Origin of the sequence: Actinomadura latina NBRC 106108 (genome assembly GCF_001552195.1) — a bacterium.
GTDB classification, from domain to species: domain Bacteria; phylum Actinomycetota; class Actinomycetes; order Streptosporangiales; family Streptosporangiaceae; genus Spirillospora; species Spirillospora latina.
The window spans coordinates 273,120-296,589 of the sequence record NZ_BCQS01000005.1 but is presented as its reverse complement, the minus strand read 5'-3'; the positions used below and the strand labels follow the sequence as shown (position 1 = coordinate 296,589).

The 23,470-nt window shown below is 72.8% G+C and carries 19 protein-coding genes; 18 read left to right on the top strand and 1 reads right to left on the bottom strand.

The genetic code is table 11. The annotated features are described in order from the left end of the window. Positions 1–27: 27 nt before the first annotated feature. The 13 genes from pyrR to metK all read left to right on the top strand — a co-directional run bounded on the left by pyrR (position 28) and on the right by metK (position 14,638). Positions 28–603 carry a bifunctional pyr operon transcriptional regulator/uracil phosphoribosyltransferase PyrR gene (pyrR, locus tag AL2_RS07670; protein WP_067631366.1) on the top strand — a complete coding sequence of 192 codons (576 nt, stop codon included), beginning with the start codon at positions 28–30 and terminating at the stop codon, positions 601–603. Continuing rightward, positions 600–1,541 carry an aspartate carbamoyltransferase catalytic subunit gene (locus AL2_RS07665; protein WP_067631364.1) on the top strand — a complete coding sequence of 314 codons (942 nt, stop codon included), beginning with the start codon at positions 600–602 and terminating at the stop codon, positions 1,539–1,541. Before pyrR ends, AL2_RS07665 begins: the two co-directional genes overlap by 4 nt. Then, entirely contained in the window at positions 1,538–2,824 is a 1,287-nt protein-coding gene (locus tag AL2_RS07660) for a dihydroorotase (protein WP_067631361.1), read from the top strand. The genes AL2_RS07665 and AL2_RS07660 overlap by 4 nt, the downstream gene beginning before the upstream one ends. Next, a complete protein-coding gene (gene carA, locus AL2_RS07655) occupies positions 2,821–3,939 on the top strand; it encodes a glutamine-hydrolyzing carbamoyl-phosphate synthase small subunit (RefSeq protein WP_067631358.1) in 1,119 nt (372 codons plus the stop codon). The genes AL2_RS07660 and carA overlap by 4 nt, the downstream gene beginning before the upstream one ends. After that, positions 3,939–7,301 (top strand): carbamoyl-phosphate synthase large subunit, encoded by a 3,363-nt coding sequence (gene carB, locus AL2_RS07650; protein ID WP_067631355.1) that lies wholly within the window; start codon positions 3,939–3,941, stop codon positions 7,299–7,301. Before carA ends, carB begins: the two co-directional genes overlap by 1 nt. Before the next feature lie 81 nt (positions 7,302–7,382). Further along, on the top strand, positions 7,383–8,270 hold the full coding sequence (locus AL2_RS07645; RefSeq protein ID WP_067631352.1) for an iron-sulfur cluster-binding protein: 888 nt from the start codon (positions 7,383–7,385) through the stop codon (positions 8,268–8,270). Further along, the gene (locus AL2_RS07640) at positions 8,267–9,247 is read left to right on the top strand and encodes a dihydroorotate dehydrogenase (RefSeq protein WP_067631349.1); all 981 of its coding nucleotides are present in this window, start codon (positions 8,267–8,269) and stop codon (positions 9,245–9,247) included. Before AL2_RS07645 ends, AL2_RS07640 begins: the two co-directional genes overlap by 4 nt. Further along, on the top strand, positions 9,244–9,948 hold the full coding sequence (gene pyrF / locus AL2_RS07635; RefSeq protein ID WP_067631346.1) for an orotidine-5'-phosphate decarboxylase: 705 nt from the start codon (positions 9,244–9,246) through the stop codon (positions 9,946–9,948). The genes AL2_RS07640 and pyrF overlap by 4 nt, the downstream gene beginning before the upstream one ends. Positions 9,949–10,719: 771 nt before the next feature. After that, a complete protein-coding gene (mihF, locus tag AL2_RS07630) occupies positions 10,720–11,046 on the top strand; it encodes an integration host factor, actinobacterial type (RefSeq protein WP_021597647.1) in 327 nt (108 codons plus the stop codon). A gap of 94 nt (positions 11,047–11,140) precedes the next feature. Next, on the top strand, positions 11,141–11,728 hold the full coding sequence (gmk, locus tag AL2_RS07625) for a guanylate kinase (RefSeq protein ID WP_067632459.1): 588 nt from the start codon (positions 11,141–11,143) through the stop codon (positions 11,726–11,728). A gap of 29 nt (positions 11,729–11,757) precedes the next feature. Then, a complete protein-coding gene (gene rpoZ, locus AL2_RS07620; protein ID WP_067631343.1) occupies positions 11,758–12,018 on the top strand; it encodes a DNA-directed RNA polymerase subunit omega in 261 nt (86 codons plus the stop codon). A 61-nt stretch (positions 12,019–12,079) separates the two neighbouring features. Beyond that, positions 12,080–13,306 carry a bifunctional phosphopantothenoylcysteine decarboxylase/phosphopantothenate--cysteine ligase CoaBC gene (coaBC, locus tag AL2_RS07615; RefSeq protein WP_067631340.1) on the top strand — a complete coding sequence of 409 codons (1,227 nt, stop codon included), beginning with the start codon at positions 12,080–12,082 and terminating at the stop codon, positions 13,304–13,306. 138 nt (positions 13,307–13,444) lie between these two features. Then, positions 13,445–14,638, top strand: a complete 1,194-nt coding sequence (gene metK, locus AL2_RS07610) for a methionine adenosyltransferase (protein WP_067631337.1) — start codon at positions 13,445–13,447, stop codon at positions 14,636–14,638. 128 nt (positions 14,639–14,766) lie between these two features. Here metK and AL2_RS07605 read toward each other — a convergent pair whose 3' ends face one another. Continuing rightward, complete coding sequence (locus AL2_RS07605; protein WP_067631334.1) at positions 14,767–16,320, bottom strand: DUF8823 domain-containing protein; 1,554 nt, start codon at positions 16,318–16,320, stop codon at positions 14,767–14,769. 255 nt (positions 16,321–16,575) lie between these two features. Between AL2_RS07605 and AL2_RS07600 the strand changes: the two genes are divergently transcribed. The 5 genes from AL2_RS07600 (at position 16,576) to AL2_RS07580 (ending at position 23,457) form a co-directional block, all read left to right on the top strand. After that, positions 16,576–18,678, top strand: coding sequence for a primosomal protein N' (locus AL2_RS07600; RefSeq protein WP_083946178.1), 2,103 nt, complete (start codon positions 16,576–16,578; stop codon positions 18,676–18,678). Between the two features lie 16 nt (positions 18,679–18,694). After that, positions 18,695–20,503, top strand: coding sequence for a hypothetical protein (locus tag AL2_RS07595; RefSeq protein WP_067631331.1), 1,809 nt, complete (start codon positions 18,695–18,697; stop codon positions 20,501–20,503). Positions 20,504–20,578: 75 nt separating this feature from the next. After that, the gene (def, locus tag AL2_RS07590; protein WP_067631328.1) at positions 20,579–21,124 is read left to right on the top strand and encodes a peptide deformylase; all 546 of its coding nucleotides are present in this window, start codon (positions 20,579–20,581) and stop codon (positions 21,122–21,124) included. Further along, positions 21,125–22,051, top strand: a complete 927-nt coding sequence (gene fmt, locus AL2_RS07585) for a methionyl-tRNA formyltransferase (RefSeq protein ID WP_067631325.1) — start codon at positions 21,125–21,127, stop codon at positions 22,049–22,051. It abuts the gene before it with no gap. Beyond that, complete coding sequence (locus AL2_RS07580) at positions 22,051–23,457, top strand: RsmB/NOP family class I SAM-dependent RNA methyltransferase (RefSeq protein WP_067631322.1); 1,407 nt, start codon at positions 22,051–22,053, stop codon at positions 23,455–23,457. The genes fmt and AL2_RS07580 overlap by 1 nt, the downstream gene beginning before the upstream one ends. Positions 23,458–23,470: the final 13 nt, after the last annotated feature.

Genomic DNA, 23,470 nt, shown 5'->3' with positions numbered 1-23,470 from the left:
AATGCTGCCTCCGGACAGGAGCAGCGCGTGGCGGACGGTGATCCCCGGCCCAAGGCCGTTCTGGAGGGTCCCGACATCAGGCGCGCGCTGACACGCATCGCACACGAGATCCTCGAGCGGACCAAGGGCGGCCACGACGTCCTGCTGCTCGGCATCCAGACCCGCGGCGTCACGCTGGCCGAGCGGCTGGCCGGGGCGCTGCGCGAGGTCGAGGGCCGCCCGGTGCCCTGGGGCTCGCTCGACGTGACCATGTACCGGGACGACCTGCGGATGCGCCCCGCCCGCGCCCTCGGCCGCACCGAGCTGCCGCCCGGCGGCATCGACGACCAGGTGGTCGTGCTGGTCGACGACGTGCTGTTCTCCGGCCGGACGGTGCGCGCGGCGCTGGACTCGCTGAACGACCTGGGCCGCCCCCGCGCCGTCCAGCTGGCGGTGCTGGTCGACCGCGGGCACCGGGAGCTGCCGATCCGCGCCGACTACGTGGGCAAGAACCTGCCCACCTCGATGCGGGAGACGGTGAAGGTGCTGCTGGACGAGAACGACGGGCGCGACGCGGTGTTGCTGGGACCCGTGCTGACCGGCCCGGCGGGAGGTGCCGAATGAACCGGCATCTGATCTCCGCCGCCGACCTGTCCCGCGACGACGCGCTGCTCGTCCTCGACACGGCCGAGGAGCTGGCGCGGATCGCGGGCCGCTCCATCAAGAAGCTGCCGACGCTGCGCGGCCGGACGGTCGTCAACCTCTTCTTCGAGGACTCCACGCGCACCCGCATCTCGTTCGAGGCGGCGGCCAAGCGGCTGTCCGCAGACGTCATCAACTTCTCCGCCAAGGGGTCGAGCGTGTCCAAGGGCGAGAGCCTGAAGGACACGGCCCTCACGCTGGAGGCGATGGGCGCGGACGGCGTCGTCATCCGGCACGGCGCCTCGGGCGCCCCGCACCGGCTCGCCGGCTGGGTGCAGGGCAGCGTGGTCAACGCCGGTGACGGCACGCACGAGCACCCCACCCAGGCGCTCCTGGACGCGTTCACGATGCGCAAGCGACTCGGTGACCTGGACGGCCGCCGCGTCACGATCGTGGGGGACGTCCTCCACAGCCGCGTGGCACGATCCAACGTCCTGCTGCTGAACACGCTCGGTGCGGACGTCACGGTGGTCGCACCCCCGACGCTGCTGCCCGTCGCCATCGACACGTGGCCGTGCTCGGTCTCGTACGACCTCGACGGCGTCATCCCCAAGAGCGACGTCATCATGATGCTGCGCGTCCAGCAGGAGCGCATGAACGCCGCCTACTTCCCGACCGTGCGCGAGTACAGCCGCCGCTACGGGCTCGACGCCGAGCGCATGGGGCAGCTGCCCGAGCACGCCATCGTCATGCACCCCGGCCCGATGAACCGCGGCGTCGAGATCGCCGCCGAGGTCGCCGACTCGGTCCGCTCCACGATCGTCGAGCAGGTCGCCAACGGCGTCAGCGCCCGCATGGCCGTCCTGTATCTGCTGCTCGGGGGGTCCGAGCCCGCCATCGGCCAGGAGGTCTCCCAGTGACGACGTACATCATCAAGGGCGCGCGGATCCTCGGCCGCGAGCCCGCCGACATCCTCGTCCGCGAGGGCGCCATCGCCGAAGTGGGCGCCGGCCTGGACGAGGCGGGCGCGCAGGTCGTCGACGCCGACGGCCTCGTGGCACTCCCCGGCCTGGTCGACCTCCACACCCACCTGCGCGAGCCCGGCCGCGAGGACGCCGAGACCGTCGAGTCGGGGACGAAGGCCGCCGCGATGGGCGGATACACCGCCGTCCACGCGATGGCCAACACCGACCCCGTCGCCGACACGGCCGGCGTGGTCGAGCAGGTGTGGCGCCTGGGCCGCGAGGCCGGGTACTGCGACGTCCAGCCCGTCGGGGCGGTCACGCGCGGCATCGCCGGCGAGAAGCTGGCCGAACTGGGCGCGATGGCCGACTCCGCCGCGCGAGTACGGGTCTTCTCCGACGACGGCCACTGCGTGTCGGACGCGGTCATCATGCGCCGCGCGCTGGAGTACGTGAAGGCGTTCGACGGCGTCGTCGCCCAGCACGCGCAGGAGCCGCGCCTCACCGAGGGCGCGCAGCTGAACGAGGGCGAGATGTCGGCCGCGCTCGGCCTGCGCGGCTGGCCCGCCGTCGCCGAGGAGGCGATCATCGCCCGGGACGTGCTGCTCGCCCAGCACGTCGGGTCGCGGCTGCACGTCTGCCACGTGTCCACGGCCGGCTCGGTGGAGATCATCCGCTGGGCGAAGAGCAAGGGCTGCCCGGTGACCGCCGAGGTCACCCCGCACCACCTGCTGCTGAACGACGCCAGGGCCGGCACCTACGACCCGATCTTCAAGGTCAACCCGCCGCTGCGCACCGCCGACGACGTCGCCGCGCTGCGGCACGCCCTCGCCGACGGCACGATCGACTGCGTCGCCACCGACCACGCCCCGCACCCGGTCGAGGCCAAGGAGACCGAGTGGGCCGTGGCCGCGATGGGGATGATCGGGCTGGAGACCGCGCTCCCGGTCGTCCAGGAGGCCATGATCGAGACCGGCCTGCTCGACTGGGCCGGGGTCGCCGACCGCATGTCCGCCCGTCCCGCCCGCATCGGCCGCCTTTCCGGACAGGGTCGTCCGCTGGAGGCAGGTTCGCCCGCCAACATCACGCTGTACGACCCGTCGCCGCGCCGCGCCGTGGACCCCTCCGCGATGACCTCCAAGAGCCGCAACACCCCGTTCACGGGGCTGGAGCTGCCCGGCCGGGTCGTCGCGACGCTCCTGCGCGGCACGCCGACCGTCCTGGAAGGGAAGCTCCAATGACCCCTGCTCTGCTGGTTCTCGAAGACGGCAGGGTGTTCCACGGGACCGCGTACGGGGCCGAAGGGGAGACCTTCGGCGAGATGGTCTTCAACACCGGCATGACCGGCTACCAGGAGACCCTCACCGACCCCTCCTACGCCCGCCAGATCGTGGCCATGACGTCCCCCCACATTGGCAACACCGGCATGAACGGCGAGGACCCCGAATCCCGCCGCATCCAGGTGGCCGGCTACGTAGTGCGCGAGCCCGCCCGCGTGGCGTCCAACTGGCGCGCCACCGGTTCGCTGGGCTCCGCGCTGCGGGAGCAGGGGATCGTGGGCATCGCCATCCCCGGCACGCGCGCGCTGACGCGGCACCTGCGCGACAAGGGCGCGATGCGCGCCGCCATCTTCAGCGGGGCCGGCGCGGTGGCGCCCGGCGAGGCCGCCCTGGTGGAGCGCGTGCGGCAGAGCCCCTCGATGGAGGGCGCCGACCTCGCACGGGACGTCTCCACCACGGAGCCCTACATCATCCAGGCCAAGGGGGAGAAGCGCTACACCGTCGCGGCCGTCGACCTCGGCATCAAGTCGATGACGCCGTACCGGATGTCGGAGCGGGGCTGCGAAGTGCACGTCCTGCCCGCGACCACCACGGCCGGGGAGATCCTCTCCCTCAACCCCGACGGCGTGTTCTTCTCCAACGGGCCCGGCGACCCGGCCGCCGCCGACTACGCCGTGGACGCGCTCAAGGGCGTCCTCGACACCGGCACCCCGTTCTTCGGGATCTGCTTCGGCAACCAGATCTTCGGCCGTGCGCTCGGCCTCGGCACGTACAAGCTGAGGTTCGGCCACCGGGGCATCAACCAGCCCGTCCAGGACCGGGCGACCGGCAAGGTCGACGTCTCGGCCCACAACCACGGGTTCGCCGTGGACGCCCCCGCGGACGGCCCGTTCGACACCCCCTACGGCCCCGGCGAGGTCAGCCACGTCAACCTCAACGACGGCTGCGTCGAGGGGCTGCGGCTCCTGGAGCGGCCCGCGTTCAGCGTCCAGTACCACCCGGAGGCCGCCGCAGGCCCGCACGACGCGTCCGGGCTCTTCGACCGTTTCTGCGAGCTGATGGAGGCGTCGAAGTAATGCCGCGCAGGGAAGACCTGGAATCCGTCCTGGTCATCGGCTCCGGGCCGATCGTCATCGGCCAGGCGTGCGAGTTCGACTACTCCGGCACCCAGGCGTGCCGGGTGCTGCGGGCCGAGGGCCTGCGGGTGACGCTCGTCAACAGCAACCCGGCCACGATCATGACCGACCCCGAGTTCGCCGACGCGACCTACGTCGAGCCGATCACCCCCGAGGTCGTCGAGAAGATCATCGCCAAGGAGCGGCCGGACGCGCTGCTGCCCACCCTCGGCGGCCAGACGGCGCTGAACACCGCCATCGCGCTCTACGAGGGCGGCGTCCTGGAGAAGTACGGGGTCGAACTGATCGGCGCCGACGTGGACGCGATCGAGGCCGGCGAGAACCGCGAGCGGTTCAAGGAGGTCGTCGCCAAGGTCGCGCGCGAGCAGGGCCTGAACGCCGAGTCCGCCCGGTCGGTCATCTGCCACACGATGGACGACTGCCTCGCGGCGGCCGGCGAGCTGGGCTACCCCGTGGTCGTCCGGCCGTCGTTCACGATGGGCGGGCGCGGCTCCGGCTTCGCCCACGACGAGGACGACCTGCGCCGCATCGCCGGCGCCGGGCTCGACGCGTCCCCGACCAGCGAGGTGCTCCTGGAGGAGTCGATCCTCGGCTGGAAGGAGTACGAGCTGGAGGTCATGCGCGACCGCGCCGACAACGTGGTCATCGTGTGCTCCATCGAGAACCTCGACCCGATGGGCGTGCACACCGGCGACTCCATCACGGTCGCGCCCGCGCTGACGCTCACCGACCGCGAGTACCAGAACATGCGGGACGTCGCGATCGCGGTGATCCGCGAGGTCGGCGTCGACACCGGCGGCTGCAACATCCAGTTCGCCGTGCACCCCGGCACCGGCCGGATGATCGTCATCGAGATGAACCCGCGGGTGTCGCGGTCGTCGGCGCTCGCGTCCAAGGCCACCGGCTTCCCCATCGCCAAGATCGCGGCGAAGCTGGCGATCGGGTACACGCTGGACGAGATCCCGAACGACATCACCCGCGAGACGCCCGCGTCGTTCGAGCCCACGCTCGACTACGTCGTGGTGAAGGTGCCCCGGTTCGCGTTCGAGAAGTTCCCCGGCGCCGACGGCACGCTGACCACGCACATGAAGTCCGTGGGCGAGGCCATGGCCATCGGGCGCTGCTTCACCGAGGCCCTGCAGAAGGCCCTGCGGTCGCTGGAGCAGAAGGGCTCGTCGTTCAGCTGGGCCGGCGAGGCCGACGCCTCGGAACTGGTCGAGTCGGCCCGGCGCCCGCATGACGGACGGCTCAGGGACGTCCAGCGCGCGCTCTGGGCCGGAGCCGGCATCCGGGAGCTGTACGAGGCGACCGGCATCGACCCCTGGTTCCTGGACCAGATCGCGGCCATCAACGAGGTCGCCGAGGAGATCCGCACCGCCGACGACGCGCTCACCAGGGACAAGCTGCTGCGTGCCAAGCGGCACGGCTTCTCCGACGCGCAGATCGGCGAGCTGCGGAACCTCTCCGAGGAGGTCGTCCGGGAGGTGCGGCACGCACTCGGCGTCCGCCCCGTCTACCTGACCGTCGACACGTGCGCCGCCGAGTTCGAGGCGCAGACGCCCTACCTGTACTCGGCCTACGACGAGGAGACGGAGGTCCCGCCGGGGAGCAAGCCCAAGGTCATCATCCTGGGCAGCGGACCCAACCGCATCGGCCAGGGCGTCGAGTTCGACTACTCGTGCGTCCACGCGTCCTTCACGCTGGCCGAGGCCGGCTACGAGACCGTGATGGTCAACTGCAACCCGGAGACGGTCTCCACCGACTACGACACCTCCGACCGGCTCTACTTCGAGCCCCTCACGCTGGAGGACGTCCTGGAGGTCGTCTACGCGGAGCAGCAGTCCGGTGAGGTCGCGGGCGTCATCGTGCAGCTCGGCGGCCAGACGCCCCTGAAGCTGGCCCAGAAGCTCAAGAACGCCGGAGTGCCGATCGTGGGCACGTCCCCGGAGAGCATCCACCTCGCCGAGGAGCGCGGCGCGTTCGGACGGGTCCTGCACAGGGCCGGCCTGCTCGCGCCCAAGCACGGCACCGCCACGTCCTACGAGGAGGCGCGCGAGATCGCCGACGAGATCGGCTACCCCGTCCTCGTCCGTCCCTCGTACGTGCTCGGCGGGCGCGGCATGGAGATCGTGTACGACGACGTCACGCTGGAGTCGTACATGACCCGCGCCACGGAGGCGAGCCCCGAGCACCCCGTCCTGGTCGACCGCTTCCTGGACGAGGCCATCGAGATCGACGTCGACGCCCTCTTCGACGGCGAGGAGCTCTACCTCGGCGGTGTCATGGAGCACATCGAGGAGGCCGGCATCCACTCCGGCGACTCGGCGTGCGCGCTGCCGCCCATCACGCTGGGGCACGACGACATCCGCCGCATCAGGGAATCGACGGAGGCGCTCGCACGCGGCGTCGGCGTGCTCGGGCTCATGAACGTCCAGTACGCGCTCTCCGCGGGCGTCCTGTACGTCCTGGAGGCCAACCCGCGGGCGTCCCGCACCATCCCGTTCGTGTCCAAGGCGACCGCCGTGCCCCTCGCCAAGGCGGCGGCGCGCGTCATGATGGGCGCCACCGTCGCCGAGCTGCGCGCCGAGGGCATGCTGCCGGCGGCGGGCGACGGCGGATCGCTGCCGCTGGACGCGCCCATCGCGGTGAAGGAGGCCGTCCTGCCCTTCGACCGGTTCCGCAACGAGCGCGGGCAGGGCGTCGACATCGTCCTCGGCCCCGAGATGCGGTCGACCGGCGAGGTCATGGGCATCGACGAGGTCTTCGGCACCGCGTTCGCCAAGTCGCAGCAGGCCGCCTACGGCGGCTCCCTGCCGACCAAGGGGCGCGTCTTCGTGTCCGTGGCCAACCGCGACAAACGACACATGGTGTTCCCCGTGAAGCGCCTCGCTGACCTGGGCTTTGAGATTCTTGCCACGGAGGGGACCGCGGAGGTCCTGCACCGCAACGGCGTGCGTGCCAAGATCGTGCGCAAGCACAGCGAGGGTCCGGGCCCGTCCGGCGAGCCCACGATCGTGCGGCGCGTCCTGGACGGCGAGGTCGACCTCATCGTCAACACGCCCTTCGGCAGCCCCGGCCAGTCCGGGCCGCGGCTCGACGGTTACGAGATCCGCACCGCGGCGGTGCTGCGGGGCGTACCGTGCGTGACGACCGTGCAGGGCCTCGCGGCGGCCGTGCAGGGCATCGAGGCCGTCGCCCGCGGCCAGGTCGGCGTCCGCTCCCTCCAGGAGCACGCCGAGCGGCTCAGCGGCGCGCACGGGCGCACCGGCCCGGCCGGTGCCGGCGCTGAGCCGGCGCAGTGACGCCCGGGTGACGACAGGCCGGGCGGACCGGGCGGACGCGTCGCCCGGCCCGCCCGGCGCACGACGAGGAGAGGGAGACGGGTGTCCGACACGCCGGTGCAGACGTCGGCGACGGTGCTGACGGTCCGCCAGGTGCAGGACTACCACGCGATGACGCTGGTGGCCCCGGCCATCGCCGAGCGGTTCCGGCCCGGCCAGTTCGTGGCGCTCGCCGTCGGCGGCGAGCACACGTCCCGCCTGGTCCGCCGCTGCTTCGGCGTGCACGAGGTCAAGTCCGACTACGGCGGCACCGTCGAGCTGGTGTTCGCCGACACCGAGCCCGGCACGGCGTGGCTCGCCGGCCGCCGCTCCCGCGACCAGATCGACCTCGTCGGGCCGCTCGGCCGCCCGTTCCGGCTGCCGCGCGACCCGGTGACCTGCCTGCTCGTCGGCGGCGGGCCGGGCGGCGCCGCCGTCTTCGCGCTCGCCGACACGCTGCTGCGGCGCGGCTGCCGGGTGCACTTCGTGCTCGGCGGGCCGTCCGCCCGGCAGGTGTTCGGGTCCCGGATGGCGCAGCGCATCGGCGACAGCGCGACCATCGCCACCGAGGACGGCTCGGTGGGGGAGCGGGGCACCGTCCGCGACGTCCTGCCCCGCGTCATCGAGGAGACCGGCGCCGACGTCGTCTACGGCTGCGGCCCCACGGACCTGCTCCGCTCGGTCACCCACGTCGCCGGCGACTTCGGCCTGCCCTCGCAGGTGTCGGTCGAGGAGTTCCTGCAGCGGACCGGCGCGTGCGGCATCGGCGTGTGCATGACCTGCACGCTTCCCGTCCACGGCGAGGACGGCGTGACCCGCATGGTGCGCGCCTGCGCGGACGGGCCCGTCCTGCGCGGCGACCGCGTCCGCTGGGGCGACCTCGGCACCATCCCGTTCGACGCGCTGGGCGCGCCGCGCGTCCTGAGCGTCACCGAAGGGGGCTCCCAATGAGCGACCGGGTCGCCACCTCGCTCGGCCCCCTCGAACTGCCCAACCCCGTCATGACGGCCTCCGGGTGCGGCGGGACGGGACGGGAGCTCGCCCAGTTCTTCGACCTCACCCGACTGGGGGCGTTCGTCACCACGTCCGTCATGCCCCAAGCGCGCGCGGGACGTCCCACACCGCGCGTGACCGAGACTCCGAGCGGCCTCCTCACCGCCATGGGGCTCCCGGGGCCCGGCGTCGAAACGTTCCTGGAACGGGACCTCCCCTGGCTCATCGAGCAGGACGTCCGCACGATCGTCTCCATCGCGGGCAACAGCGTCGAGGAGTACGGCGACATGGCCCGCCGCCTCCGCGGCGTCCCCGGCATCGCCGGGATCGAGGTCAACGTCGCCTGCCCCAACGTCGAGGACCGCGGCCGCGTGTTCGCCTGGCACCCCGCCGCCGCCGCGTCCGTGGTCCGCGCCGTCCGCGCCCACGCCCGGCCCGGCGTCCCCATCTTCGCCAAGCTCGCCCCGGACGTGACGGGCATCGTCACGATCGCGCTCGCCTGCGTCGACGCGGGCGCCGACGGCCTCACCCTGATCAACACCATGGAGGCCATGGCGATCGACCCGGTGACGCTCCGGCCCGCCCTCAGCGGCGTGTCGGGCGGGTTGTCCGGGCCCGCGATCCGGCCCATCGCGGTCCGCTGCGTCTACCAGGTGCACGCCGCGCTGCCCACCACCCCGATCATCGGAGTCGGCGGCATCGCCACCGGCCTGGACGCGCTGCAGTTCGTCCTCGCCGGCGCCTCCGCCGTCGCCGTCGGCACCGCCGTCTTCCACGACCCCATGGCCGGCCCCCGCGTCCTGCGCGAGCTGGAGGAGGCCCTCGCGGCCCGCCGCATCGGCCGCCTCGCCGACGCCGTCGGCCTCGCGCACAAGCCCGCCGGCTACGTCCCGCCCCAGGTGCGCCCGCAAGAGCCCGAGAAGGAGAAGCTGTGACCGCCGCCCCCATCGCCGTCGCGCTGGACGCGCCCGACCTGGAGACGGCCGCGCGCTGGGCCACCCTGGTCACGCCGCACGTCTCCACCGTCAAGGTCGGCCTGGAGCTCTACCTGCGGTACGGCCCGGACGTCGTCGCCAGCGTCCGCGGGGCCAGCCGCGTCCAGGTCTTCCTGGACCTGAAGCTCCACGACATCCCGGCGACCGTCCGGGGCGCCGCGCGCGCCGTGGCGCGCCTCAAGCCGTCCTACCTGACCGTGCACGCGGCCGGCGGCCCCGCGATGATCCGCGCGGCGGTCGAGGCCGCCCCCGCCATCAAGATCGCCGCCGTCACGGTCCTGACGTCCCTCGGCGAGGGCGACCTCACCGCCGTCGGCCTCGCCGGGCCGGCCCCGGACGCCGTCCGCCGCCTCGCGCTGCTGTCGGTCGAGGCCGGCGCGCAGGCCCTCGTCTGCTCCCCGCAGGAGGCCGCCGCCGTCCGCGCCGAGGTCGGCCCGGACATCACCCTGATCACGCCGGGTGTCCGCCCCGCCGGCGCGGCCAACCAGGACCAGGCCCGCGTGGCCACCCCGGAGGACGCGCTCGCCGCCGGCGCCGACCTCCTGGTCATCGGCCGCCCGATCACCGGCGCCCCCGACCCCGGCGCCGCGGCGGCCGCCATCGCCGCGGCCCTCCGCCGCACCTCCGCCGACACCCTCTGACCCGGCCCGCGGGGCGCGCGGGCACACCGGGATCGGCGTGCCCGCCGGGACACGGCAGAACTGCATTCTGCGAAAGTTTCGAAGGGTTCTTGGGCGTGCTCGATCGCCCATTGTGGTTTAAGCCGCATGCGAATGTCGGGGTAGGAGTGTTCGCATTGCGAGTACGTGCCGAACGACGAAGTCGTTCACGCGGAGTGGCGATTCCTGCCGGGACGTCTCCGGCGGGACGCCGGTCGTTCCGCGTCCATGTGGTGCCCTGGCGGCGGGCGGGGGGAGCTGAGTGGCGGCGGTGCGGCCCTCCGGGCGGGAGACGATCTTGGCGGGGTCGGGTCTTGTCGAGGATGGCAGTAACGGTGCCGCCGCGACGTGCGGAACGGCGCGGCGTGACGAGCGTCACGCGGTCGGGATCGTTTGTGGGAGACCTCACAGGGAGCGGCGGAGGGCGGTCGCGCGGGCCCGCCGGCGGGGCCGCGGGACCGTTGCGGGACGGCCCGGCGGGGGCGCGAACCGTCCTCGCATAAGGGTACCGAGCGCCGTATTTGGGGTCGGATCGGGGGGATTTTCACGATCATGCGAAAGTCCCAGCAAGGCAAGGGGATGGGCCGCCGACCCCCCCGGATTGGGTACACTCTGTATTCAGGACACTCCGGGGAGTGATTTTCGTGAATTTGTGGTGGGCTAAACGGCACTTCACGTTGCCTTATGGGTGGTGAACTCGCTAGTTTCCCAACCCGTCCGACTCCGTCGAGTGGAAACCTGAGGTGACCCGGCGTGGCTCTTCCGCCCCTAACCCCCGAACAGCGCGCCGCAGCCCTGGAGAAGGCTGCCAAGGCTCGCAAGGAGCGGGCCGAGGTTAAGAACAAGCTGAAGCACGGGGGAACCTCGCTCGCCGAGGTTCTCAAAGAGGGTCAGTCCGACGACGTCATCGGCAAGATGAAGGTGTCGGCCCTCCTGGAGTCCCTGCCCGGTGTGGGCAAGGTCCGTGCGAAGCAGATCATGGAGCGCCTGGGCATCGCCGAGTCCCGCCGTGTGCGGGGCCTCGGCGCCAACCAGCGCGCCTCCCTGGAGCGTGAGTTCGGCGGAAGTGCGAACCGCTGACGCGCGACTCACGGGCGGGCGCGGCGGTCAGGCCGCCGCGGCCGGCTCGGGGCGACCCGAAGCCGCCTCCATCCCGCCCGGATCCGGCGCACCCATCAATGCGCCGGAAGGCTCCAGAACGCCTGGCCCGCTCGCGCGGCGGCTGACGGTCCTCTCCGGGCCGTCGGGCGTCGGCAAGAGCACGGTCGTCGCCGAGATCCGGCGCTCACACCCACGGGTGTGGCTGTCGGTCTCGGTGACCACCCGGGCCCCCCGCCCGGGTGAGACCGATGGTGTGCAGTACTTTTTCGTCGACGACGCCGGTTTCGACCGGCTCGTCGCCGAAGGGGAGCTCCTCGAATGGGCCGAGTTCGCGGGGAACCGCTACGGCACCCCGCGCCGGCCCGTCGAGGAGCGCCTGGCCCGCGGCGAACCGGTGCTCCTGGAGATCGACCTCCAGGGCGCCCGGCAGGTCCGCGCGTCCATGCCGCGGGCGCGGCTGGTGTTCCTCGCACCGCCCAGCTGGGACGAGCTCGTCCGCCGGCTCACCGGCCGCGGGACCGAGCCGCCCGAGGTGATCGAGCGCCGCCTCGACGCCGCCCGCGTGGAGCTGGCCGCCGAGAAGGAGTTCGACGTCACCCTCGTCAACACGTCCGTCCAGGACGTGTGCGATGAGCTGCTAACCTTGATGGCTGTCCAGTAGAGCGAGACTTACCAGCGGAAGGCCACCGAGTGGCAGCCAGCAATGAGGGCATCACCAACCCGTCGATCGACGAGCTCCTGGAGGTCGTCGACACCAAGTACGGCCTCGTGAGCATCGCGGCCAAGCGCGCCCGGCAGATCAACGCCTACTACGCTCAGCTGGGCGAGGGCCTGCTGGAGTACGTCGGCCCCCTCGTCGAGACGCAGGTGCAGGAGAAGCCGCTGTCGATCGCCCTCCGCGAGACGCGCGAAGGCCTCCTGAACGCCGAGCCCATCGAAGGCCAGAGCTAAGCAGGGCACCCCCCAGCCCCCCGGTGGGCGCCCGTGGGGCGTGTGATGGGATCGTGGGCGTATGACCTCCCGTAAGCCGCGCGTCGTGCTCGGCGTGAGCGCCGGCATCGCCGCGTACAAGGCGTGCGAACTGCTCCGGCGGCTCACCGAGTCCGGTCACGACGTCACCGTCGTTCCGACCGCCGACGCGCTCCGCTTCGTCGGCGAGCCCACGTGGGCCGCCCTGTCGGGCAACCCGGTGTCCCCCCAGGTGTGGGACGGCGTCGCCGAGGTCCCGCACGTCCGGCTCGGGCAGGGCGCCGACCTGGTGTTCGTCGCGCCCGCCACCGCCGACCTGCTCGCCAGGGCCGCGCACGGGCTGGCCGACGACCTGCTCACCAACACGCTGCTCACCGCGCGCTGCCCGGTCGTGTTCGCGCCCGCGATGCACACCGAGATGTGGGAGCACCCCGCGACCCGCGCGAACGTGGCCACGCTGCGGTCCCGGGGCGCGATCGTGGTCGAGCCCGCGTCCGGGCGGCTCACCGGCAAGGACACCGGCCCCGGCCGGCTGCCCGACCCGGCCGAGCTGTTCGAGGTCGCCCGGCACGTCCTCGCCCGCGGCGCGGACGGCCGCGACCTGGCCGGACGGCACATGGTGGTCTCCGCGGGCGGCACCCGGGAGCCGATCGACCCCGTCCGGTTCATCGGGAACCGCTCGTCCGGCCTGCAGGGCTACGCCCTCGCCCGCACGGCCGTGTCCCGCGGCGCCCGCGTGACCCTCGTCTCCGCCAACGTCGCGCTGCCCGCCCCCGCCGGCGCCGAGGTCGTCCCCGTCGGGTCGACCGAGGAGATGCACAAGGCCGTGGTGGAGGCCGCCGGCGCCGCAGACGCGGTCGTGATGGCCGCCGCCGTCGCCGACTTCCGCCCGTCCGGCTACCGGAGCTCGAAGATCAAGAAGGCCGAGGGGGCCGAGCCGGAGCCGATCCGGCTCACCGAGAACCCCGACATCCTGGCCGAGCTGGGGCGCACCCGGCGTCCCGGCCAGGTGATCGTCGGTTTCGCGGCCGAGACCGACGACGTCCTCGCGAACGGCCGCGCCAAGCTCGCCCGCAAGGGCAGCGACCTCCTCGTCGTCAACCAGGTCGGCGAGGACCTGACCTTCGGGCGGCCCGACAACGAGGCCGTCGTCCTCGGCGCGGACGGCTCGCGCACCGAGGTGCCGCGCGGCCCCAAGGAGGCCCTCGCCGAGGTCGTCTGGGACCTCGTCGCCGCCCGCCTGAAACCCCCGGCCCCGGATCCGGCGTAGCCGGGACCGGCGATCCCGCTAGACTGCTGGACCTAGCATCCGTGGGGAACCCCGGCGGGGGGCGGCGCTCCCCGGCCAACTCGACAAAGAATCCGTCCTGCGACGTCAGTCAGCAGCCGCTGCAAGGAGTTCACGTACGTGTCTCGCCGCCTGTTCACCTCCGAGTCCGTGACCGAAGGACACCCGGACAAGATCGCGGACCAGATCAGCGACGCGATCCTCGACTCGATGCTCAAGGACGACCCGAAGAGCCGGGTCGCCGTCGAGACGATGATCACGACCGGTCAGGTGCATGTGGCCGGTGAGGTCACCACCGAGACCTATGTGGACATCCCGGGCGTGATCCGGGAGAAGATCCTCGAGATCGGCTACGACTCGTCCAAGAAGGGCTTCGACGGGCACTCCTGCGGCGTGTCGGTGTCCATCGGCGCGCAGTCGCCCGACATCGCGCAGGGCGTCGACGACGCCTACGAGACCCGCGAGGGCGAGGGCGTCGACGACCTGGACCGGCAGGGCGCCGGCGACCAGGGCCTGATGTTCGGCTACGCGACCAGCGAGACGCCCGAGCTCATGCCGCTGCCGATCACCCTCGCGCACCGGCTCGCGCAGCGGCTGTCGGCGGTCCGCAAGAGCGGCGACGTCCCCTACCTGCGCCCGGACGGCAAGACCCAGGTCACCATCGAGTACGACGGCGACCGCGGCGTCCGCCTCGACACCGTCGTGGTGTCCAGCCAGCACGCCCCCGACATCGACCTGAAGGAGCTCCTCGCGCCCGACGTGAAGGAGCACGTGGTCGACCCGGTGCTCGCCCAGTTCGACCTCGACATCGAGGGCTACCGGCTGCTGGTCAACCCGACCGGCCGCTTCGAGATCGGCGGCCCGATGGGCGACGCCGGCCTCACCGGCCGCAAGATCATCGTCGACACCTACGGCGGCATGGCCCGGCACGGCGGCGGCGCGTTCTCCGGCAAGGACCCGTCCAAGGTCGACCGGTCCGCCGCGTACGCGATGCGCTGGGTCGCCAAGAACATCGTCGCCGCGCAGCTCGCCGACCGCGCCGAGGTCCAGGTCGCCTACGCGATCGGCAAGGCGCACCCGGTGGGCGTGTTCGTGGAGACGTTCGGCACCGAGAAGGTCGCCCCGGAGAAGATCGAGAAGGCGGTCGACGAGGTGTTCGACCTGCGTCCGGCCGCGATCGTCCGCGACCTCGACCTGCTCCGCCCGATCTACCAGCAGACCGCCGCCTACGGCCACTTCGGCCGGTCGGAGCCCGACTTCTCCTGGGAGTCGACCGACCGCGCCAAGGCCCTGGCCTCCGCCGCCGGTCTCTGACCGGCCGCCTGGAACGACGCGGAAGCCCCGGGGACGTCCTCCCCGGGGCTTCTCCGTTCGTGCGGCAGCTCCGTTCGTGCTGCCGCTCCGTTCGTGCTGCCGCTCCGTTCGTGCGGTGCCGCGGCCGGTCAGGAGCCGCAGTGGTTGCCGCGGTGCAGGCCGTAGCGGGCGGCGATGGTGTAGCGGCCGGGCTCGTGCGCCGTCATCCGGACGAAGTCGCCCGCGCGCTCTAGGCAGGCGTCCCCTCCCGTGGCGCTCAGCCACGGGGACCAGGAGACACGCACCAGGACGGACCCTCTGGACGGCATGTCCACGACGAGTTCACCGGCGGTGAGCCTGTGGACGGACGCGGGACGGTCGACCAGCGGCGTCGGCTGGGCGACGCGGAACAGGCGCCAGTGCTCGTCCCGCCAGACCTCCGTGAGGTACGGCTGGCCGTCCTCGGCGAGCGCGGCCTCCTCGTGCGCCGACCAGTCGACCTCCTGCTCGGGCAGGACGACGTACTCCACGGCCCACTCGTGCAGCCAGCCGCGGTAGGAAGCGGGCGTCAGCGCGCCGTCCTCGTAGAACAGCTTGTGGCGTTCCGCGTCGACCTGCCGGTTCCAGCCGCGCGCCAGGATGAAGTGGCGGCTGAGACCGGACGACTCCCAGTGGGAGCGCAGCGGCACGACCTCGATACGGGTCTTCTCCGCGCCGAGGGCGTCCAGTTCGGCGACGAGGCCGCGGGCGTGGTCGGCCGCGGACGCCGCCGGCTCGGTGTGGATCAGGTCGTCGACGGGCTTCACGACCTGCCAGGACGCGGTGACGATGAACGCCAGCGACAGCACGGCGATCCGGACCCGGCCCTGCGCGCGGGCGACCGCCGACAGCAGGAACATCCCGCCGAACAGCAGCGACAGGCGCTCGACGTTGCTGCCGACGGGGGAGGGGATCAGCCAGGTCAGGACGATGCCGGCCAGGTAGACGCCCGCGCCGACGCGCACGAACGCCCAGTTCCTCGGCGCGCACAGCAGGACCGCGATGACGCTGGTCACGGCGGGCAGCACGATCGCGGTGAGCGAGATCGGCTGGACGCCGCTGAAGGGGAACAGCAGGCTCGTCGTCCCCACCACGAGGGGGAGGCCGGCGGCGACGCAGACGCCCGCCCGGCGGCGGCCGGTCAGGAACAGCGCGGCGGCCAGCACCAGCAGGAACAGGCCGGCGACCGGGCTCGCGAGCGAGGCCAGCACACCGAGGACGACCATGCCCGCGGCCCGCAGCGCGGGCGTGCCGCGCGGGGTGAACGCCACGATCGTCGCCAGGAGCGCGAACATGAGCCCCAGGCCGAATGTGACGCGGCCCGAGGCGGCGTTGCACGACAGCGCGAACGCCGCCCACAGCGACGCGGGCAGTGCCACGGGGGCCCGGAACTTCTTGAGCAGGTACGCGGTCAGGGTGGCCGAGAAGGTACCGGTCACCACCGCGACGGTGCGTATGCCGAACAGCGCCATCACGTACGGCGACATGACGCTGTAGGACGCCGGATGCATGCCGCCGTACCAGGCGAAGCTGTACGCGGCGCCGGGGTGCTCCCAGGCGAAGTCCGTCCATGCGGCCTGGGCGGCGAGGTCGCCTCCCTCGGCCGCCAGGAAGACCCCCCACACCAGGTGGAGGACGGCGGCGGCGACCGTGGCCGCGACCACCGGGTGCCGCGCCCGCCTCTTCCAGGTCGTCCATTTGGACGGGGGGTCTGCCGGACGGCGCGACGATCCATGCCGGACCGGGGCGTCCGTCCGCTCTCGGGTATGCGCTGTGGTCACTTCGCCTGCACGGGCTCGTCGGACGGCGGGGGCGCGGAGGGGGGCATCGGGCAATGGGCCGGCGGGCGCGCGCCAGTTCAAACGGATCAACCCTAGCGTGCGCGCTCGGCTGTCGGGTTGTTCTGGTAGGACGGGGGCGTGACCAAGGACGGCGGGGGAACGGACCTGATCCCGGGACTGGACGACCTTCCGCGGGCGCCTGCCGACAAGCCCGACAAGTCCGGGAAAGCGGGGAAGGCGGGGAAGAAGGGGGCGCGCCGTCCGGCCGGGGAGCTGCCGGTGGCGCGGATCGCCGTCGACATGTCCCTGCCGCACCTGGACCGGCCGTTCGACTACCTGGTGCCCGCCGGGATGGACGCCAAGGCCGTGCCGGGGTGCCGGGTGCGGGTGCGGTTCGCCGGGCAGCTCGTCGACGGGTTCCTGCTGGAGCGGGTCGCCGAGAGCGGGCACGACGGGAAACTGCTGTTCCTGGAGCGGGTCACGTCGCCGGAGCCGGTCCTGACACCGGAGATCGCCGTGCTGGTCCGGGAGGTGGCCGACCGGTACGCGGGCACGTTCGCGGACGTGCTGCGGCTGGCGGTCCCGCCCCGGCACGCCCGCGTAGAGGCCGAGCCCGTACCGGAGGCCGAGCCGGTGGCGGAGGCCGAGACCCGTGAGGTGCCGGGCGCGGCCGATGCCGGCGTCTGGCGCGACTATCAGGCCGGGCCATCGTTTCTCAACGCCCTCACCGAGGGCAGAGCACCCCGGGCGGTCTGGACGGCGCTGCCCGGCCCCGGCTGGACGTCCGCCATAGCGCGGGCCGTCGCCGCCACGCTGAACGGCGGACGCGGCGCGATCGTGGTGGTCGCCGACGGACGCGACGTGGCGCGTGTGGACGCCGCACTGAAAGACGAGCTAGGCGAGGGCCTGCACGTTGCCCTGACAGCGGAGCTCGGGCCTGCCGAGCGCTACCGCAGATGGCTCACCGTCCTCCGGGGCAAGGCACGGGCAGTCGTCGGCACACGTGCCGCCATGTTCGCCCCCGTCACGGATCTCGGGTTGGTCGTGCTGTGGGACGACGGCGACGACGTCCATGCCGAACCCCATGCGCCTTACCCGCACCCACGTGACGTCCTTGCCCTGCGTGCGCACAGAGCGGATGCAGGGGCGCTGATAGGCGGGTTCACCAGGACCACTGACGCCACCCAGCTGGTGGAGAGCGGCTGGGCGCACACACTCTCCGCCGGTCGTGAACGGGTCCGGGCGGAGATGCCGCGTGTCCGGTACGTGGGGGAGGACGCGCAACTCGCCCGTGACGCGGCCGCCCGCACGGCGCGTCTGCCGAACGTCGCGTTCGAAGCGGCCCGGCAGGCCCTGGAGGACGGACCTGTCCTCGTGCAGGTGCCGAGGCGCGGATACGTGCCGGGCATCGCCTGCGGACGCTGCCGCACATCGGCACGGTGCGAGGCATGCCAGGGGCCCTTGTCGCTGGCGTCGTCCCATGCCGCGCCCTACTGCCGGTGGTGCGGACGCATCGCGGGTGACTGGCACTGCCCCGAGTGCGGCTTCTTCCAGGTGCGGGCCGTCGTGGTGGGTGCGAAACGCACGGCGGAGGAGCTGGGCAGGGCCTTCCCCGGCGTGCCCGTACGCACGTCCGGGCGCGACGCGATTCTCGAGCAGATCGGCCCGGAACGTGCTCTCGTGGTGTCCACGCCGGGGGCGGAGCCGCCCGCAGAAGAGGGATACACGGCCGCACTGCTGCTGGACGGCTGGGTCCTGCTGGGCCGCCCGGATCTGCGTGCCGGTGAGGAAACGCTGCGGCGCTGGATGAACGCGGCATCGCTCGTCCGCCCGCAGGGGCCGGTGATCGTGGCCGCCGAAGGGTCGCTTCCCCCCGTCCAGGCGCTCGTCCGGTGGGACCCCGTCACTTACGCGGAGCGCGAGCTGGCCGAGCGGAGGGAGGCCGGGTTCCCGCCCGCCGCGCGTATGGCCTCGCTCACAGGCTCCCCGGCCGCCATACGGGAGCTTCTGGCCGATGCCAGGTTGCCTGATGGCGCGGAGGTACTCGGGCCGGTACCTGTCCCGATACCTGCCTCACAGGCGGGCGCCGACGTCCAGGAGAAGGAACGCGCGCTGGTACGGGCGCCGCGTTCCCTGGGGAACGCCATGGCGCGCGCGCTGAAGGAGGCCCAGGGAGTGCGCAGTGCGCGCAAAGCCACGGAGACGGTAAGGGTTCAGATCGACCCCCTGGAGCTGATCTGACCAATAGGGTTCTCGGGTGGCCGACAACTGGGTGGAGAGCACCGCCGGCGACCTGCGGCGGTGGGCGGGCGAACGCGGTGAGAAGCTGGACGAGCAGGGGGCAAGCATCTTGCTCGCCCTCGCACGGGAGGAGATGGGCCTCGCGGGCCCGGAGGAGCTGACCCCGGACGGGATCCGCGAGCTGCTGCTGGAAGTCTTCCCGGACACCGTGGTGGCCGCGAGCGACGACGTCCCCACCGTCCTCGGCGCCCTCCGCACGATCGTCGACTACCTGCGCGACACCGCCGCGGTCCCCGCTCCGGCGGCCGCCGCGCTGGCGGCGGAGATCGACCGGGCCGAGCCCGAGTTCGCCGAGCTCGTGGCCGCGGTCGACAGCGAGGAGCGGCAGGCCGCCGCCGAGGTCATCAGCGGGCTGCTGCAGGCCGACGGGGTCTCCCTGGACGACCAGGACGCCGTCGACGCCTGGGTGCGCGAGTTCGAGGAGCTGCCCGAGCCGGAGCGCTACGCCCGCACCGAGGAGTACCTGCGGCGGGCCGGCGAGCTGGTCGTCCCGCCCGTCCGGCCGGTGGACCGGCCGGCGGCGGCCGCTGCGGCGCGCGAGTCCCGGCTGACCGCGACGGTCCTGGTCCTGGCCGACTGGACGGGCGAGCGCCCCCTCACCGAGCACGACACCCTGACCGAGTCGGACATCGAGGCCGCCGGCGCCGCCCTCGGCCTGGAGGCTCCGCGCCGCTACGGGCAGATGGAGGACGAAGGCAAGCTGGAAAGGCTGTGGTGGGCCGCCGTCGAGGCGAAGGTCATCACGGCCGAGCACGGCACCGCCTCCCCAGGGCCCGCTTGCGACGACCTCCGGTCCGAGGACGACGAGGCCCTGCTCGCCGCTTGGCTGCCGCTGTTCGAGGCGATAGTCGTGCCCGGTCACGACTACGCGGACGGCCTGGACGCGCTGGAACTCGTCCAGAACGAGATGACCGGCGTCCTCATCCACCTGTACGAGCAGGAGGAGCCGACCGAGCCGGAGATCCTGGCCGGGGCGCTGCTCGGCCACGTCGGGGAGGCCTACGACCTGTCCGACGCGGAGGCCATGGCCTCTCTCGTCCAGGACGCGTTCCACCTTGAACTGGCGACCCTTGAGGACTGGGGGATCGTCCAGCGGTCCGGCGGCGGGCGCGCGCTGACGCCCCTCGGGGTGTGGGCCGTGCGTGAACTGCTGCTGGCGGACGGCTTCACCGCGCCCGTCATCGGCGAGCTGGCCGGTGCGCGCGCGTCCGAGCTCATCGCCGGGCTCACCTGGTACCGGCCGCGGGCCGCCGACGAGGAGATCGACGGCTGGCTGGCCGCGCACGACCCCAAGGACGCCGCCGCCGACCTGCTGGACGTCATGCGCACCGGCGGCCCGGGCGCCCGCAACCTGGCCGCGGCCGTCCTGCACCGCATCGGCCCGGAGGCCGCGGGCGTGGTGCGCGCCGCGCAGGAGCACCCGCTTGTCTCGCCCTACGCCGCGCTGTGGTTGAACGCCGTCGGAGACCCGTCGGGACGGGAACTGGCCCGCGAGGAGTACCTCTGGGTGTTCGTCGACACCGTCGCCGGGATGCTGGAGACCGCCGAGCCCGAGGAGGCGGTCGAGGCCGCGCTCATCGACGCGCCGCCGGAGGCGGAGATGAAGGTCATGGTCGACGAACTGTGGCGCACCCAGCACCCCGGTGTGGCCGACGTCCTTGAGGCCCTGGGCGCGCACCACCCCGACAGGGCGACCGCCAAGGCGGCCCGTACCGCCGCCTACAAGGCGCGCTCGGCGCACCAAGGCGCGCACGGCGGCGTGTGAATCCTCGCGGAATGTCTCCGTAGACTGGACGGACACGTCCCCCGCAAGAGAACCTCGCAGGAACTGGAGCCCTCGTTGGCCGTCAAGCCCATCCGCCTCTTCGGCGACCCCGTGCTGCGCACGCCCGCGGAGCCGGTGAAGGACTTCGACAAGGAGCTGCGTCAGCTCGTCAAGGACCTCACCGACACGATGATCGACGCTCCCGGCGCGGGCTTGGCGGCGCCGCAGCTCGGCGTGGGGCTGCGGGTGTTCACCTACTACGTCGACGACATGCTGGGGCATCTGGTCAACCCCAGCCTCGACCTCACCGGCGAGCAGGAGACCGACGACGAGGGCTGCCTGTCGCTGCCCGGCCTGGCGTTCCCCACACCGCGGTCGCTGGGCGTGGTGGCCAAGGGCTTCAACATGCACGGCGAGCCCATCACGGTGGAGGGCACGCACCTGCTGGCCCGCTGCGTCCAGCACGAGACCGACCACCTCGACGGGATCATCTTCATCGACCGGATGGACCCGGAGCAGCGCAAGGCCGCGATGAAGGCGATCCGGGAGGCCGAGTGGTTCGGCGACCCGGCGCCCGTCGTGAGGGAGTCGCCGCACCGGACCTTCGGGAAGGCGATCTAGGTGCGCCTGGTCTTCGCGGGCACTCCCGACACCGCCCTCCCGGCGCTGACGGCGCTGCTGGGCTCCTCGCACGAGGTGGCGGCGGTCGTGACCCGGCCGGACCGCCCCGCGGGCCGCGGGAGGCGTCTCAGCGCCTCTCCGGTCGCCGCGCTGGCCGCCGAGGCCGGCGTCGAGGTGCTCAAGCCCGCCAAGGCCCGCGACCCCGGGTTCCTCGACCGGCTCCGCGAGATCGCGCCCGACTGCTGCCCGGTCGTCGCCTACGGGGCCCTGCTGCCCCGCGAGGCCCTGGACATCCCCCGGCACGGCTGGGTGAACCTCCACTTCTCGCTGCTGCCGGCGTGGCGGGGAGCGGCGCCCGTCCAGCGCGCGATCCTGCACGGGGACGACATGACCGGGGCGGCCACGTTCCAGATCGAGGAGGGCCTCGACACCGGTCCCGTCTACGGCGTCCTCACCGAGCCGATCCGGCCGACCGACACGTCCGGTGAGCTTCTGGGACGGCTCGCCGTCGCCGGTGCGACCCTCCTGCTCGACACGATGAACGGCATCGAGGCGGGGGTTCTCGAACCCCGTCCGCAGCCGACCGAGGGCGTGTCCCACGCGGCGAAGCTGACGCCCGAGGACGGCCGGGTCGACTGGCGGAGCCCCGCGCTGCACATCGACCGCCTCGTCCGCGCGTACACGCCGGCCCCCGGCGCGTGGACGAACTTCCGTGACACGCGCGTCAAGCTGGGGCCGGTCCGTCCGGCGCCCGACGCGGACAAGCTTTCGCCCGGCGAGATCCGCCCTGGAAAGAACGAGGTACAGGTGGGAACGGCCACGCATCCCGTCGTGCTCGGCGAGGTCCAGCCCCAGGGCAGACGCCGCATGGCCGCCGCCGACTGGATCCGCGGAGTCGACCTCACCGGCAAGGACGCGCTGCACTGATGCCGCCTGCCCGCGACCGCCGACACGCCCAGAACCGCAGGCCGGGCGGCCCCCGCAGGACGGGCCGCCCCCAGGACCTCGTCCGCCGCACCGCGTTCGACGTGATCCGGGCGGTGGAGACCCGCGACGCCTACGCGAACCTGCTGCTGCCCAAGCGCCTGCACGACCGCGGCCTCACCGGGCGAGACGCCGCCCTCGCCACCGAACTCACCTACGGGACGCTGCGCGGGCGCGGGACCTATGACGCCGTCCTCGCGCTGTGCAGCGACCGTGAGCTGCGCCGCGTCGACGCCCCGCTGCTGGACGTGCTGCGCCTGGGCGCGCACCAGATCCTCGCCACCCGCATCCCGCCGCACGCGGCCGTGGGGACCACCGTGGAGCTGGCCCGTTCCGTCGCCGGGCCCGGCCAGGCGAAGTTCGCCAACGCGGTGCTCCGCAAGGTCGCCACCCGCGACATGGACGCCTGGCTGGAGATCGTGGCGCCGGCCGATGCCGATACGACGTCCCGCCTCTCGGTCGCGCACAGCCACCCGAAGTGGATCGTGTCCGCCTTGCGCGACGCCGTCGGCCCGGACGAGATCGACGACCTCCTCGCGGCCGACAACGCCCGCCCCAGGGTGACGCTGGTCGCCCGCCCCGGCCGGGCCACGCTGGAAGAGCTGCGCGAGTCCGGCGCGGAGCCCGCCTCGTACTCGCCCTACGCCGCCGTACTGCCCGAAGGGGACCCGGCTGGTATCGCCGCCGTCCGCGATGGGCGCGCCGCCGTCCAGGACGAGGCGAGCCAGATGGTCACCCTGGCGCTGACCGAGGCCCCTTTGGACGGCCCGGACGCCCGCTGGGCGGACCTCTGCGCCGGCCCCGGAGGCAAGGCGGGTCTCCTGTCGGCCATCGCGACCCAACGTGACGCACGGCTTCTGGCCGCCGACGTCCAGCCGCACCGTGCGGCGCTCGTCCAGCGTGCGGTGGACGACCGCGCAGGAGTGGTCGCGGCCGACGGAACCGCCCCCGCGTGGCGTCCCGGGTCATTCGACCGGGTCATGGTGGACGCGCCCTGCACCGGCCTGGGGGCGCTCCGCCGCCGCCCGGAGGCGCGCTGGCGGCGAGGCCCCGAATCGGTCGCCGAGCTGGGCACGCTCCAGCGGAAGCTGCTCACCGCGGCACTGGATTCCGTCCGGCCCGGCGGCGTCGTCGCCTACGTGACCTGTTCCCCCCATCTAGCCGAGACCCGTGTGGTTGTGGACGACGTCGTGGGTAAGCGCGACGACGTCGAACGGCTCGACGCACCGGCGGTCCTGACATCGCTCTCCCCGGACCTCACCGGCGTGGGGGACGGCCCGTACGCCCAGTTCTGGCCGCACCGCCACGGCACGGACGCGATGTTCCTGGCCCTCCTGCGCCGCACTTAGCCTCTGGGGGACC

Excerpts from the sequence above, each read along its gene's own strand:
- AL2_RS07580 (WP_067631322.1), top strand. The coding sequence starts at position 22,051 with ATGCCGCCTGCCCGCGACCGCCGACACGCCCAGAACCGCAGGCCGGGC.
- coaBC (WP_067631340.1), top strand. The coding sequence starts at position 12,080 with ATGACCTCCCGTAAGCCGCGCGTCGTGCTCGGCGTGAGCGCCGGCATC.
- carB (WP_067631355.1), top strand. The coding sequence starts at position 3,939 with ATGCCGCGCAGGGAAGACCTGGAATCCGTCCTGGTCATCGGCTCCGGG.
- AL2_RS07640 (WP_067631349.1), top strand. The coding sequence starts at position 8,267 with ATGAGCGACCGGGTCGCCACCTCGCTCGGCCCCCTCGAACTGCCCAAC.
- carA (WP_067631358.1), top strand. The coding sequence starts at position 2,821 with ATGACCCCTGCTCTGCTGGTTCTCGAAGACGGCAGGGTGTTCCACGGG.
- AL2_RS07665 (WP_067631364.1), top strand. The coding sequence starts at position 600 with ATGAACCGGCATCTGATCTCCGCCGCCGACCTGTCCCGCGACGACGCG.